Source organism: Flagellimonas sp. B-3 (assembly GCF_056857835.1).
The window spans coordinates 82,571-97,541 of the sequence record NZ_JBSXNW010000017.1; the positions used below are offsets into that span (position 1 = coordinate 82,571).

The 14,971-nt window shown below is 42.6% G+C and carries 11 protein-coding genes; 10 read left to right on the plus strand and 1 reads right to left on the minus strand.

Translation table 11 applies throughout. The features are described from left to right. Window positions 1-32: 32 nt before the first annotated feature. Both AC13CS_RS05145 and AC13CS_RS05150 read left to right on the plus strand, forming a co-directional pair. Window positions 33-2,978 (plus strand): amidohydrolase family protein, encoded by a 2,946-nt coding sequence (locus AC13CS_RS05145; protein WP_293168208.1) that lies wholly within the window; start codon window positions 33-35, stop codon window positions 2,976-2,978. Window positions 2,979-2,987: 9 nt separating this feature from the next. Then, complete coding sequence (locus AC13CS_RS05150; RefSeq protein WP_293168210.1) at window positions 2,988-4,286, plus strand: amidohydrolase family protein; 1,299 nt, start codon at window positions 2,988-2,990, stop codon at window positions 4,284-4,286. 52 nt (window positions 4,287-4,338) lie between these two features. On the opposite strand, the gene AC13CS_RS05155 is transcribed toward AC13CS_RS05150, so the two are convergent. Then, on the minus strand, window positions 4,339-5,142 hold the full coding sequence (locus AC13CS_RS05155) for a DUF6503 family protein (protein WP_293168212.1): 804 nt from the start codon (window positions 5,140-5,142) through the stop codon (window positions 4,339-4,341). Window positions 5,143-5,191: 49 nt separating this feature from the next. Between AC13CS_RS05155 and AC13CS_RS05160 the strand changes: the two genes are divergently transcribed. The 8 genes from AC13CS_RS05160 to AC13CS_RS05195 all read left to right on the plus strand — a co-directional run bounded on the left by AC13CS_RS05160 (window position 5,192) and on the right by AC13CS_RS05195 (window position 14,938). Next, window positions 5,192-6,013 (plus strand): RNA methyltransferase, encoded by an 822-nt coding sequence (locus tag AC13CS_RS05160; protein ID WP_293168214.1) that lies wholly within the window; start codon window positions 5,192-5,194, stop codon window positions 6,011-6,013. A 3-nt stretch (window positions 6,014-6,016) separates the two neighbouring features. After that, window positions 6,017-7,249, plus strand: coding sequence for a M48 family metallopeptidase (locus AC13CS_RS05165; RefSeq protein ID WP_293168216.1), 1,233 nt, complete (start codon window positions 6,017-6,019; stop codon window positions 7,247-7,249). Between the two features lie 44 nt (window positions 7,250-7,293). Further along, window positions 7,294-9,498, plus strand: coding sequence for a RelA/SpoT family protein (locus tag AC13CS_RS05170; RefSeq protein WP_293168218.1), 2,205 nt, complete (start codon window positions 7,294-7,296; stop codon window positions 9,496-9,498). A gap of 41 nt (window positions 9,499-9,539) precedes the next feature. Then, window positions 9,540-9,995: a Fur family transcriptional regulator gene (locus AC13CS_RS05175; RefSeq protein WP_293168220.1), complete on the plus strand. Its 456-nt coding sequence runs from the start codon at window positions 9,540-9,542 to the stop codon at window positions 9,993-9,995. A 12-nt stretch (window positions 9,996-10,007) separates the two neighbouring features. Then, complete coding sequence (locus AC13CS_RS05180; RefSeq protein ID WP_293168222.1) at window positions 10,008-11,276, plus strand: adenylosuccinate synthase; 1,269 nt, start codon at window positions 10,008-10,010, stop codon at window positions 11,274-11,276. Between the two features lie 108 nt (window positions 11,277-11,384). Then, window positions 11,385-11,864 (plus strand): Dps family protein, encoded by a 480-nt coding sequence (locus AC13CS_RS05185; protein ID WP_293168224.1) that lies wholly within the window; start codon window positions 11,385-11,387, stop codon window positions 11,862-11,864. Between the two features lie 174 nt (window positions 11,865-12,038). Then, on the plus strand, window positions 12,039-13,742 hold the full coding sequence (locus tag AC13CS_RS05190) for an OstA-like protein (protein WP_293168226.1): 1,704 nt from the start codon (window positions 12,039-12,041) through the stop codon (window positions 13,740-13,742). Beyond that, window positions 13,742-14,938: a class-III pyridoxal-phosphate-dependent aminotransferase gene (locus AC13CS_RS05195; RefSeq protein WP_293168228.1), complete on the plus strand. Its 1,197-nt coding sequence runs from the start codon at window positions 13,742-13,744 to the stop codon at window positions 14,936-14,938. The genes AC13CS_RS05190 and AC13CS_RS05195 overlap by 1 nt, the downstream gene beginning before the upstream one ends. Window positions 14,939-14,971 lie beyond the last annotated feature (33 nt).

A 14,971-nucleotide genomic window follows, 5' to 3' on the forward strand; every position in this document is an offset into this window, starting at 1 on the left:
ATATTTAAACCGACTAATTCAATTAAAACCTTATGAAACTTAAACTTTTAGCACTGTTTCTCTTCATGGGCAGTGTTTCTTTGTTTGCGCAGGACTACTTTCCAAAAAATGATGGCGTAAAGGCAAAGAAAAACAACAATTACACGGCATTCACCAATGCCAAGATCTATGTAACCCCAACACAGGTTATCAATAACGGTACCTTGCTCATCCAAAACGGCAAAGTGGTACAAGTGGGGAAATCCGTAAGCATTCCCAAAAATGCTGTTGTAGAAAACCTTGATGGAAAATCCATCTACCCATCATTCATCGATGTATTCTCAGGATTTGGCGTGAAACTTCCCAAAAAAGCCAACGGCGGCGGAAGATCGGCACAATATGGGCCATCCAGGGAAGGATTCTACTGGAACGACCATATTATGCCAGAGAAAGATGCCATCAATAGTTTTACGTATGATGAAAAAGAGGCCAAAGAACTTCGAAATGCAGGTTTTGGAACCATCAACACACACATTGAAGATGGTATTGCCAGAGGGACAGGACTTTTGGTTGCTTTGAACGATGAAGCATCCGAAGCACAACGTATCCTATCCGATAAATCTGCGCAATATTTTTCTTTTGAAAAAAGCATTGCTTCGAGACAATCCTATCCAGGCTCACTAATGGGAGCCATGGCATTGATGCGTCAGGTTTATTACGACATGGACTGGTACAGCAAAGGCAATGTGGACACCAAGGACCGTTCCTTGGAAGCACTTATTGCCAACAAGGGATTGACCCAGATTTATGCTGCCGGTGATAACGGTAACGTTTTACGCGCCGATAAGATCGGAGACCTTTTCGGCATACAGTATACCATTTTGGGCGGGGGCGATGAGTACGAGCATATTGACCAAATTAAGGCCACAAACGCCAAATTGATCCTACCGCTGGACTTTCCGGATGCATTCGATGTTTCCAACCCATACGAGGCAAAATACATTGCCTTGAAAGATATGAGACACTGGAACTTGGCTCCATCAAACCCAAAGGTTTTGGCCGATAACGGTGTGGATTTCTCCATTACTTTGCACGGACTTAAGTCCCCCAAAGAGTTGAAGGAAAAAATTATGAAAGCTATTACCTATGGCCTATCCAAGACTAAGGCATTGGAAGCTTTGACCACTGTTCCCGCCCAGATCTTGGGAAAATCCAACGAAATAGGGTCACTACAGGCCGGAAGCCAAGCCAACTTCTTGATTACCTCTGGTGATATTTTTGACAAAGGGACCACGCTTTACGAAAACTGGGTCCAGGGAACCAAGAATGTTATCGAGAGCATGGACATCATCGATATTCGTGGGGATTATAATCTCGCTGTTAACGGAAGCACCTACAAGGTTTCCTTGACAGGAGATGCCGATAAACCAAAAGCGGAAATCAAAAAAGGTGACGAAACAGTAGATTCCAAGATAGATTATTCCGCCGATTGGCTGAATATTTCTTTTAGTGAAGACAATGTAGGTTCTTACCGTATGGTCGCCCATGTTCTGCCGGACACTAAAACCATTACGGGAAGTGTGGTTCTTCCCAATGGTGATGAAACTTCGGCAACAATGACCAAGACTTCACCTTTCGAAGAAAAATCCAAAGACAAAGAAACTGCCGAGAAGCCCCAGCTTATGGCTTTGACCTATCCCAATGTTGGATATGGCTTCAAGAAAAAGCCTGAGCAGGAAAATATCCTATTCAAAAATGCAACCGTTTGGACGGGAGAGAGCATTCTGGAAAACACCGATGTATTGATCAAAAATGGTAAAATTTCCAAAGTCGGTAAAGATTTGCGTGCTGGGGGAGCTACCCTGGTTGATGCCACCGGAAAGCACTTAACTGCTGGAATTATTGACGAGCACACACATATTGCTGCGCTATCCATTAACGAAGGAGGACACAATTCTTCCGCGGAAGTACGTATGGAAGATGTAATCGACCCAAAAGACGTTGCCATTTACCGTGATTTGGCCGGTGGAGTTACTACTGCCCAATTGTTGCACGGTTCTGCCAACCCAATCGGTGGACAGTCTGCCATTTTTAGATTGAAATGGGGAGAAAGTGCCGAGGATATGGTATTCGACAACTCACCCAAGTTCATCAAATTTGCTCTGGGAGAAAACGTAAAGCAGTCCAACTGGGGGAGCTATTCTCGTTTCCCACAGACAAGAATGGGCGTTGAGCAGGTATATACCGATTATTTCCAACGCGCCAAGGAATATGATGAAAAGAAAAAGAGCGGAGAACCTTACCGTTATGATGAGGAGATGGAAACATTGGCCGAAATCCTAAACGGAGAACGATTCATCTCTTGCCATTCTTATGTACAGAGCGAAATCAACATGATGATGAAAGTCGCCGAGAAATTTGGTTTCCGTGTGAACACTTTCACACACATTTTGGAAGGTTACAAAGTAGCCGATAAAATGGCCGAACACGGTGTTGGTGGAGGTACATTCAGTGATTGGTGGGCGTACAAATATGAAGTGAACGATGCTATTCCTTACAACGCCGCCATCATGTCCAGCCAAGGTGTTACCGTCGCCATTAACAGCGATGATGCGGAAATGTCCAGAAGATTGAACCAAGAAGCCGCCAAAACCGTAAAATATGGAGGCATGTCTGAAATTGAAGCCTGGAAAACGGTAACCTTGAACCCTGCCAAATTGCTTCATTTGGACGACCGCGTGGGAAGTATAGAGGAAGGCAAGGATGCCGATGTAGTGCTTTGGAGCGACCATCCCCTATCGGTTTATGCCAAAGCTGAAAAAACATTGATCGAGGGTAAAGTTTATTTTGACTTGGAAAAGGACAAAATGCTACGAGAATCCATCAAAAAGGAAAGAAACCAACTTATTGGTATGATGTTGAACGAGAACAAGAAGGGTGAAAAGTCCCGTACTCCCGTTCAAAGCAAGAAAGAAGAGTTTAATTGTGACACCCTTTAAAAATAGATCATGAAAAAAATAGTTTTAATCATAGCAATTGTTTTTGGGGTTTCATTGAACGCACAACAACCCCCTGCCCCACCTCAATCCGAACAAGTTGCCATTATTGGGGCGACGGCCCATGTTGGTAATGGCGAGGTGATAGAAAACTGTACCATTATTTTTAATGATGGAAAGATTACCGCTATCGGTGCAGATGTTACGACACCGACTACCGGGACAACGATCAATGCAGAGGGAAAACATGTTTACCCAGGCTTTATCGCTCCTTCCAAGCCCCTTGGTTTGGTAGAAGTCGATGCCGTTAGAGCAAGTGACGATCAAGATGAAATTGGCGAGATGATTCCCCATGTCCGTAGTTTGATAGCCTATAACGCAGAGTCCAAGGTTGTGGAAAGTATGCGTCCCAACGGTGTATTAATCGGACAGGTAACCCCACAGGGCGGGACCATTTCCGGAACTTCCAGCATTGTTCAGTTTGATGCATGGAACTGGGAAGACGCTGCCTTAAAAACAGACGATGGGATCCACATGAACTGGCCAAACTTTTTTAGAAGAGGCCGCTGGTGGATGGGCGAAGAAAGAGGATATATCCCCAACAAGGATTATGGGAAGGAAATGGAAGACATCAAAATGTTTTTCCAAAATTCCAAAGCCTACGGAAAAACAAGCGAGACGGAGAAAAACCTTCCGTTTGCCGCCATGCAGGGTCTTTTCGATGGTTCTCAACGTTTGTACATCCATGCCAATGGCGAAAAGGAGATGACCGATGGTGTGACCATGGCCAAAGCAATGGGCGTGAAGCACGTGGTAATCGTTGGAGGATATAGAGCCAACAAAATAGCTGATTTTCTAAAAGAAAACGATGTAGCCGTTTTAGTGGAACGTACACACGCCTTGCCAAGTTTTGATGATGATGATTACGACATCACCTACAAACTACCAAAATTATTGTTGGATGCCGGTCTTTTAGTAGGCCTTCAAAATGAGGATGCCGCCAATTTCCAAGCTAGGAACCTTGCCTTTTACGCAGGCCAAACAGTAGCCCATGGACTGGATAAGGAAACTGCCCTACAATTACTAACTGGCAACACAGCCAAAATTTTGGGTATTGATGATATGTACGGAACTTTGGAAGAAGGTAAGAGTGCCACCCTTTTTATTTCTGAGGGAGATGCATTGGATATGCGTACCAATAAACTCACTAAAGCCTATATTGATGGTAGGGATATTTCGTTGGAAACCCACCAGACCGAACTTTGGAAACGGTACATGGGCAAATACGAAAGAGAAAAAGAAGGACAATAGATTCCAAAATAAAAAACGGCGCTCGGAAGGGCGCCGTTTTTGTTTTGTGTGATTAATTCATCTTAATGGGCACATATTCCCCATTTTCCGGTTTTTCATAAAACCCTTTAGGTTTGGAGATCTCACTCAAGCCAACTTCTTCAAAAGTGACCGTACTTGCAGGCTCTAGAATTTTTCTTTCCTCAAATTTGTGCCATGTAATGGATTCAGGAACAATCAATCCATTTACCTCTTGCCAATTATCATAACGAATCCATTTAACATTATCCGAACTTTCCCCAGATTTGTAGGTCACCGTATAGCCCAACCATGCCATTTGATGGCTTTCTGGGTCAAAATGGATAAAATACTCATCTTTAGATGAGGCCCCAACTCCCGACTCATAAGCTATTTGGAGGCCGGGATATTTCTTCCCTTCGTATTCCAAATCTTTAGTTGCGGAATACATAATGCCATCATCGGCCAATACAAAAGGCATTGCATAGAAATAGAACATCAAATTATGGTAAAACCCCGCATCACCTTTATAAATTTCGTCGGTGTTCAACAACCACACTTGTTCGCCATCAAAGCCCATTGAAAATTGTTCGGTGTCGATTCTATCTCTTCTGGACCACAAGTCAATAGTATGTGTTTCGGGCAACTCAGGTTTTGGAAGCACATAAGACAATGTTCGTTGCTTTTTCCATTGCTCCAAACCTCCATGTGCATCAAAAACTTTGACCATGGCATCTGGGTACTTCGTTTTGGATTCGTCAATTTCCTGAGGAACAGGCTCTTTAACTGTTTCGGTTTTAGGCGTTTGTTTGCAGGCTAAAACGACCAGAAAAAACACTAGAATGGTTAATTTGTTCATGATATGAATTTTATCAATTGGTCGAAAACCCCTTTTTATAATTACAGGAATGGCTATTTTTACCATGCGTATGGAAGCTAAATTGATCAGTAGTGCCCAAAACCCCTTGGTGAAAAAAATTCTTCAACTGAAAGAAAAATCCCGTGAACGAAAAAAGACCGGGCTTTTTGTTGTGGAGGGACAACGGGAAATTGAACTGGCGCAAAAGGGAGGGTATACTTTGCAAACCCTTCTTTTTTGTCCTGAAATTATGGGTGATATTTCCATTGAGTCCATTACAAAGTCCTTAAATCCTGAAATCATCCAAGTTTCTGAAAGCGTTTATGGCAAAATTGCCCACCGTGGCACCACAGAAGGTGTTCTCGGGTTGATGCTTTCCAAAAACCATGCATTGGAGAACATCTGCTTTAAAAACAAAACACCTTTGGTGCTGGTGGCCGAAGCTCCCGAAAAACCTGGAAACATAGGCGCGCTATTGCGAACCGCCGATGCGGCCGCTGTGGACGCCGTTTTAATAGCAAACCCCAAGTCCGACCTATATAGTCCAAACATTATACGTTCCAGCGTAGGTTGCCTTTTTACCAACCAAATAGGCGTGGGGACCACGGACGAAATCATTGCTTTTTTACGAACCAACCAAATCAAAATTTACTGTGCTGCCTTAACCGCTTCCAAAAATTATGTGGATTGTGATTTTAAAGCCGCTTCGGCCCTAGTTATGGGTACGGAGGCTACTGGATTAACCGAAAATTGGCTTAAAAATTCCGACCAAAACATAATTATACCGATGCAGGGAGAAATAGACTCCATGAATGTTTCGGTATCCGCTGCAATACTTATATTTGAGGCGAAGCGCCAGCGCGGATTTTAAGCTATGGAAAAAAATACTCTCTTTTATGTCATTCTAGTCATCCTTGTAGTCCAATATCTCGTTCACCAATATTTGGAGTACCTGAATGCCAAGCGTTTCAAATCAACACTGCCCCACGAACTTGCCGATATTTATGATGAGAACGAGTATCGAAAATCGCAACAGTACAAACAGACCAATTATAAATTTGGGGTAATTTCCGATGGATTCTCTCTGGTTTTGACAGTATGTTTTCTGCTGTTTGGAGGTTTTGAATGGGTAGACCAACTCACTCGCTCCATCACCGATGAACCCATTCCAATGGCTTTGATTTTCTTCGGAATCATTATGTTTGGAAGCGCCATTCTGGGATTACCTTTCTCTTACTACCGAACTTTTGTGATCGAAGAAAAATACGGATTCAACAAGACCACTAAATCCATTTTTTTATCGGACAAATTAAAAGGTGGAATCCTTACCATTATTTTAGGAGGAGGTATTCTGACTTTGTTTATGCTGTTTTACCAGTCTACCGGGCCCAATTTTTGGATGTATGCATGGGCCATGGTTGCCGTGGTTATCCTTTTCATCAATTTGTTCTATAGCCGCTTGATCGTACCACTGTTCAACAAGCAAACACCACTTGAAGATGGGAGCCTAAAAAGCTCCATTGAAAACTATGCCCAGAAAGTGGGTTTTGAGCTCCAAAACATCTTTGTGATCGATGGCTCCAAGCGTTCCACAAAGGCAAATGCTTATTTTTCGGGCTTTGGAAAAGAAAAACGCATCACCCTATTTGACACCTTGATCAATGATTTGAGCGAAGATGAAATTGTGGCAGTATTGGCCCACGAAGTAGGTCATTACAAGAAGAAGCACATTATTGTCAACCTTATTGTCTCACTTTTGACCACAGGTCTGACATTGTTCATACTTTCATTGTTCATCAACCACCCTGAAATATCGTTGGCCATTGGGGTATCCACTCCAAGCTTCCATGCCGCTTTGGTAGGTTTTGCCCTGTTGTACAGCCCAATCTCCGAAATCACCGGTTTGGTCATGAACTATTTATCGAGAAAATTCGAGTTTCAAGCCGACGATTTTGCCAAAACAACATTCGCGGCAACCCCGCTGGTATCTTCTTTAAAAAAATTGTCCAAAAAAAGCTTGAGCAACTTAACACCACACCCCGCCTATGTTTTTGTGCACTACTCCCACCCACCACTGGTGGAACGTATCCGAAACCTAAAGGCATAGTTTTTGTTGTTTAGATAATAAGATTGTAGTAAATTTAAAATACTATGACAGAGGCTGCTATTGAAAAAGAGAACAAGGAGATTGCGAAGCAGTACAAGGAATTACTTCGCATAAGCTACCAGACGCTCACGGATGAGGACAAGAAGTTGATTCGTTCTGCGTTTGATGTGGCCGTGGATGCCCATAAGGATCAACGACGTAAATCAGGGGAAGCGTATATTTTCCACCCGATCGCAGTGGCCAAGATCGTAGCATCCAAAATTGGCTTGGATGCCGTTTCCATTGCCTCTGCCCTACTCCATGATGTAGTTGAAGACACGCCATATACTTTGGCTGATATTGAGCGGATGTTTGGCGAGACCGTTGCCCGAATTGTGGACGGACTCACTAAAATTGCCCATCTGAAGAAGGACAAAGACATTAGTCAGCAAGCTGAGAACTTTAGAAAAATGCTGCTGACCTTGCATGATGATGTTCGGGTAATCATTATTAAGATCGCAGACCGTTACCACAATATGCTCACCATGGAATCCATGCCGGAGCATAAACAGGTAAAAATCGCATCCGAAACGCTTTACATCTACGCTCCCTTGGCACATCGGATAGGTCTGTACAACATCAAGACTCATCTGGAAGACCTTTCTTTAAAATACACGGAACCTGAAGTGTACAATGACATTCAGGCAAAAATAGAAGGGACCGAGGAGGAAAGTTCGGCCTATATCGAAGATTTTGCCAACGTAATACGGACATCCTTGGACAAGGAAGGGCTGAATTACTACATCAAAGGCCGAATGAAGTCCATCTTCTCCATTCGCAAGAAGATGAAGACCCAAAATGTTACTTTTGACGAAGTCTACGATAAATTCGCGATTCGGATCATTTACAAATCCGATAGAAAGAACGAGAAGTTCCTCGCTTGGAAAATCTATTCCATTGTTACCGACCACTTCACTCCTAACCCTATCCGATTACGCGACTGGATTACCTCACCAAAATCCACAGGTTACGAAGCGCTCCATATTACAGTAATGGGGCCTAAGGGCAAATGGGTAGAGGTACAGATCAGAAGTGAACGCATGCACGAAATCGCCGAAAAAGGCTATGCAGCACACTTTAAATACAAGCACGGAGCACAAAAAGAACAAGGTATAGAAGAATGGCTGAACAAATTACAAGAAGCACTGGAAAGTGCCAATGGCAATGCTGTTGATTTTGTTGAAGAGTTCAAACTGAACCTATACTCCAAAGAAATATTTGTCTTTACCCCCAAAGGAGATTTAAAATCCATGCCCAAGGGAGCAACGGCATTGGACTTTGCGTTCAACATTCACACAGAAATAGGTTTAAAGACCCGTGGTGCCAAAGTAAATGGCAAACTAGTTCCTTTAGGTACCAAACTTCGCAGTGGCGACCAAGTGGAAATAATTACCTCAGATAGTGCCAAACCCACCCAAAACTGGTTGGATTATGCCGAAACAGCGCGAGCACGTTCCAAAATAAAATCATCACTTAGCGAAGAGAAAAAAGAGGTTGCCGAAGAAGGAAAGGAGATATTGCGACGCAAGCTGAAAGCTCAAAAAATAAACCTGAACGAGGACACCATCAACAAACTGGTAACTTTCTTTAAATTAAAGACCAGCTTGGATTTGTTCTACAGGGTGGGTATCGGGGTTATTGACAACGATAAGCTGAAGGACTTCTCTTCTTCCTATCATAATGCCTTCATCAATTTCTTTAAAAACAGGATGCGCAAAACACCTGTTCCAAAAGATGTTGATAAAAACGAAATTACCACCAAATACGATTTACTTGTATTTGGAAAGGAAGAAGAAAGGCTAAACTACAAATTGTCCCAATGCTGTAACCCTATTCCTGGCGACGATGTCTTTGGTTTTGTAAGTGTAAATGATGGCATCAAAGTGCATAAGAAGAATTGCCCCAATGCCATCTCACTGCAATCCAACTATGCCTACCGGATCATAAGCGCTAAATGGATAGATTCCAGTCAAGAGGAATTCTCCGTTGACATTAAAATTACGGGAATCGACAATATGGGATTGGTAAAGGACATTACAAAAATCATCTCCGAAAATATGCACGTGAACATGCGCAACCTCAACTTTAGTGCAGATGGCGGTACCTTTAAGGGAAAAATTACCTTGGTCGTAAAAAACAACAATATCCTTAAAAGGTTGATGAACAGTTTAAAGCAGGTCGAAGGGATAGATAAAGTAAGCAGAATTTAATTTTTAACTGTACCTTTGTGCCTTAGTATAGGTAGAAAGCCATGGGAAACAATAAAAATCAGGAAATTGTAAAAAACGTGTTCACCTCGTTCCTTGAGGAAAAAGGACACCGCAAAACCCCTGAACGCTACGCCATTTTACAGGAAATTTACGAAAGTGACGATCATTTTGATGTGGAATCGCTCTACATTAAAATGAAAACCAAAAACTACAGGGTAAGCCGTGCCACCCTCTACAATACCATTGAACTATTATTGGAGAGCAAATTGGTACGCAAACATCAATTCGGCAAAAATCAGGCACAGTACGAAAAGTCATATTTCGACCGTCAGCACGATCACGTTATCTTGACCGATACAGGCGAAGTAGTGGAGTTTTGCGACCCACGCATTCAATCCATCAAAAAAACAATTGAAGAGGTTTTTGACATTAAGATCAACAATCACTCATTATATTTCTACGGAACTCGAAACAAAGAAAAAAACCTAACTGAATAACCCGAACATTACATGGTAGATTTATTGCTTGGACTCCAATGGGGAGACGAAGGAAAAGGAAAAATTGTTGATGTACTGACCAAGGAATACGATATTATAGCCCGATTTCAAGGAGGGCCCAACGCAGGCCACACCTTGGAATTTGATGGCATAAAACACGTTTTGCACACAATTCCCTCTGGGATTTTTCATAAGAACGCCATAAATGTTGTGGGGAACGGAGTTGTAATAGACCCCGTAATCTTCAAAAAAGAACTGGACAACTTGGAGCAGTTCAATATTGATATTGAAACCAAGCTTTTCATATCCCGTAAAGCACACTTGATTCTACCAACACATCGCTTATTGGATGCTGCCTCGGAAGCTTCCAAAGGCAAGGCCAAAATTGGTTCCACCCTTAAAGGCATTGGTCCAACTTACATGGACAAAACTGGCCGTAACGGTATGCGTGTCGGTGATCTTGAGTTTGACGATTGGAAAACAAAATACCGTGCCCTGGCCAATAAGCACGAAGCCATGATTGATTTTTACAATGTGGACATCCAATACAATTTGGCCGAACTTGAAGCAGAATTCTGTGAAGGTGTGGAAACACTTAAAAAATTAACCTTTATAGACAGCGAGGAGTACATTTTTAAAGCCCAAGCAGAAGGCAAAAAGATTTTGGCCGAAGGTGCCCAAGGCTCTTTATTGGATATTGATTTCGGCACATATCCTTTTGTAACCTCATCCAACACTACGGCAGCCGGTGCATGTACCGGATTAGGCGTGGCTCCCAATAAAATTGAAAGAGTTTTGGGAATATTCAAGGCCTATACCACCCGTGTGGGCAGCGGACCGTTCCCTACCGAACTTTTTGACGAGGATGGGGCAAGAATGGCAAAAATAGGTAACGAATTCGGCGCCACTACTGGACGGCCAAGACGTTGTGGTTGGTTGGATTTGGTCGCCCTAAAATATGCCGTTCAAATTAATGGGGTAACCGAGCTTATGATGATGAAAGCCGACGTTTTAAGCGGTTTTGAAACCATCAAAGTTTGTACGGCCTACAAATACAAGGGAGAGGAAATTCAGCATTTGCCCTACAATATCGAAGAGGAATATGTAACACCTGTTTACACCGAAATGAAAGGTTGGGCCAAAGACCTAACCAAACTTACAAAGACAGAGGAATTACCTACTGCGCTGAACGACTATATCACGTTCTTGGAAGATCAATTAAATGTACCCATTAAAATCGTATCCGTAGGCCCCGACAGGCTTCAAACTATTCATAGGTAAGCTATCAAAGTAGTTTTTCAGTATCCAAAACATTGCCTTATGTGACTTATATCACTTTAAGTGCAAGACATTTGCTTTATCTTTAATTCAATCTAAAAATAAAGCGATATGACTGATAAACTCAATCAAATAGGGCTAGATAAACAAGCTTCGAGCGACCTATCCGACAAACTGAACGAACTTTTGGCCAATTATCAACTATTCTACATGAATGCCCGTGGATTCCATTGGAACATTAAGGGTGAAAAGTTTTTTGAACTTCATGCAAAGTTTGAAGAGCTCTATAACGATTCATTGATAAAAATTGATGAAATTGCCGAAAGAATCTTGACCTTGGGCTTTACACCTTTACATAACTATGCCGATTATTCAGCGCTATCCAAGATTAAGGCAGCAAAGAATGTATCAAACGGCAAGGAAGCTGTTCAGGCAATCCTAAATGGCTATGAAGTGCTGCTACCTTTGGAAAGGGAGCTTCTGGAAATGTCCGGAGATTCCAACGATGAGGGTACCAACGCCTTGATGAGCGATTACATCCGTGAACAGGAAAAATTGGTTTGGATGTACTCTGCATTTTTGAACAAATAAATACAGGGCAAAGGTGGTTCTTTATCACAACACCTGGCGTTTTGGACGTATTACGCTTTCCTTAAAACAGGGAAAGTAAAATGTGAGGCTGCAACCATTTGGAGCAGAAATGCCAAAGCTTTCTAAACGGTATATGCCACGTCCTTTAAAAATCCTACTTTTGGGCAAAATTCCATGAATTTGAAAAGCATTTCATTTTTCATTCTATTTTTGGCCGCTTTTAGCGTTTTTGCCCAAGAACAAGAACCCAAAGGAGAAAGGCAAATCAACATTGTCTACGGAGCCAACTTTACCAAAGATGAAGCGCAGTACCCAGGTGCCTCCATTTTCAGCAAAGACGATGAGCGCCAAGTTCAGTTTGAGCATCAAGGTGCCGACCTTTGGTGCGATATTGCCGTTTTTTATGCCGAGGAAAATCGCTTAAAGGCCATTGGGAACATCCGTTTGCAACAAGGGGATTCCATAGAAATGAACAGTGGCAAAATGGATTATGACGGTAACACCAAACTGGCCAAAGCCTGGGAAAAAGTGGATTTGACGAACGGCCAGATGACCTTGACCACCGACACCCTTTATTTTGATCGAGAAAAACAGCAGGCATACTACAACTCAGGCGGTAAAGTGGTAGATTCCGCCAATGTGCTTACCAGCAAAGTGGGCACTTATTTTATGACCCCGAAAAAGTATCAGTTCCAGCAAAATGTACACATAGACAATCCAGATTACATCATAGATTCCGAGCAGTTGGACTACTACACTACCTCCAAAAATGCATACATGTACGGTCCATCCACCATAACAGGTGAAGAATATAAAATTTACTGCGAACGTGGGTTCTACGACACCAAAATAGAACAAGGCTACGGCATTAAGAACACCCGCATTGATTACGACAATAAAATTATAGAGGGGGACAGTCTCTATTTTGATAAGGCTACCGAATTTGCTTCGGCCACCAACAATATCCAGATTACGGATACCATCAACAATGGAGTGATCAGGGCCCATTATGCCGAGGTGCACAAGGCCAAAGATTCCGTTTTTGCGACCAAAAGGGCGGTTTCCATCAGTTTGGTGCAAAAAGATTCGCTTTACATGCACGGAGATACTTTGATGGTAACAGGAAAAGAAGAGGAACGCATCGTAAGAGCTTTCAGAAATGCCAAGTTCTATAAAACCGATTTGAGCGGTAAATCCGATTCCATTCATTTTGATGAGAGAACGGGGATCACCGAGTTGATTACAGACCCGATTTTATGGAATGTGGACAATCAAATCACAGGCGATAGTATTCATTTGATATCCGACATGGAAACCGATAAGCTCGATTCACTAAAAGTGATAGAAAATGCCTTTATTATTTCGTTGGATACCATTAGTGGAACTGGATACAATCAAGCCAAGGGCAAAAACCTCTTTGGCAAATTCGTAGAAAACGAGCTCAAAATCATTGATTTGGTCCAAAACACCGAGGTGATTTACTACGTCTACAACGATGACGAAGAGCTCATTGGAATTGACAAGACCATTTGCAGCAAGATTCGATTGCTCATGGCCGATAACGACATTGAAGACATTACTTTTTATGTGAATCCTGATGGGGATATATTCCCCGAGACCGACTTGCCCGTTGAAAGCCGAAAATTAAAAGGTTTTGTTTGGCGTGGCGATGAGCGGATCATGTCCAAAGAAGAAATTTTTGATGAAGACGACAATAATATCGAACTAGTTAAAATTAGGGGAATAGACAGCCCTATTGATATTGATGCAGAGGAAAACGAACGGCAGAAAAACCAAAACGACCCTATAAATGCACCTAATTCCAAGGCTGTAAAACCCAAAAAGCCCGTTCTTAAAAAGAAAGCACAGACCCCATAATGTCCAAAAACGACTTTTTCACATACCAAGCCCAAACTTCCCCCCATCCATTGGCCTTGGAAGTCTCCCATGCCAAGGGCAGCTACATCTACGACCAAGATGGTAATGCCCATCTGGATTTTGTGGCTGGGGTATCTGCATGCGGTTTGGGACATTCCCATCCAAAAGTTGTGGATGCCGTTAAAGCACAAGTGGACAAGTACATGCACGTGATGGTCTATGGCGAGTATGTGCAAAAACCAGCGGTCGAATTTTCAAAATTATTGGCGGCACACTTACCCGACAATCTGAACACCACTTATTTGGTCAATTCGGGAACGGAAGCCATGGAAGGAGCCATTAAACTGGCCCGAAGACACACAGGTCGCTCACAAATTATTGCTGCAAAAAAGGCCTATCACGGTAACACCATGGGCAGTTTAAGTTTGATGGGGCTGGAGGAACGCAAAAGTGCCTTTCGACCACTGATTCCAGATGTGAGGTTCATCCAATTTAATGCGGAGGAAGAACTGGACAACATTACCGAGAAAACCGCTGCCGTGGTCTTGGAAACCATTCAAGGGGGCGCTGGATTTATATTACCAGAGAACCATTACTTAGAAAAAGTAAGAAAACGTTGCAACGAAGTAGGTGCTTTATTGATTCTGGATGAAATACAGCCCGGATTTGGCCGTACAGGTAGATTGTTCGCATTTGAACATTTTAATTGCACGCCGGACATCTTGGTCATTGGAAAAGGAATGGCTTCAGGTATGCCAGTAGGAGCCTTTGTGGCATCGCACGAGTTCATGGCCGAATTAAAAGAAAACCCAAAATTTGGACATATCACAACTTTTGGTGGCAATCCCGTGATTGCTGCGGCAAGTTTGGCAACCCTAAAAGAAATCACCGAAACAGACCTTATACCACAAACGCTGGAAAAAGAAAAACTGTTCCGAAAATTATTGGATCACTCCTTAATTAAGGAAATTAGGGGCAAGGGCTTAATGCTCGCCCCCATTATGGAAAGCAAGGAAGTGGCCGACTATTTAATCCTTGAGGCCGCTAAACAAGGACTGATTCTCTTTTGGCTTTTATTTGAACCCAAAGCCGTAAGAATATCACCTCCATTAACCATTTCCATGAAAGAAATTGAGGAGGGTTGCGACCAAATCCTCAGTATTTTAAATAACTACAAACCCAGTACTGTTAACTAATTTGTTGATAACATACCCCGAATTTGGACTTGA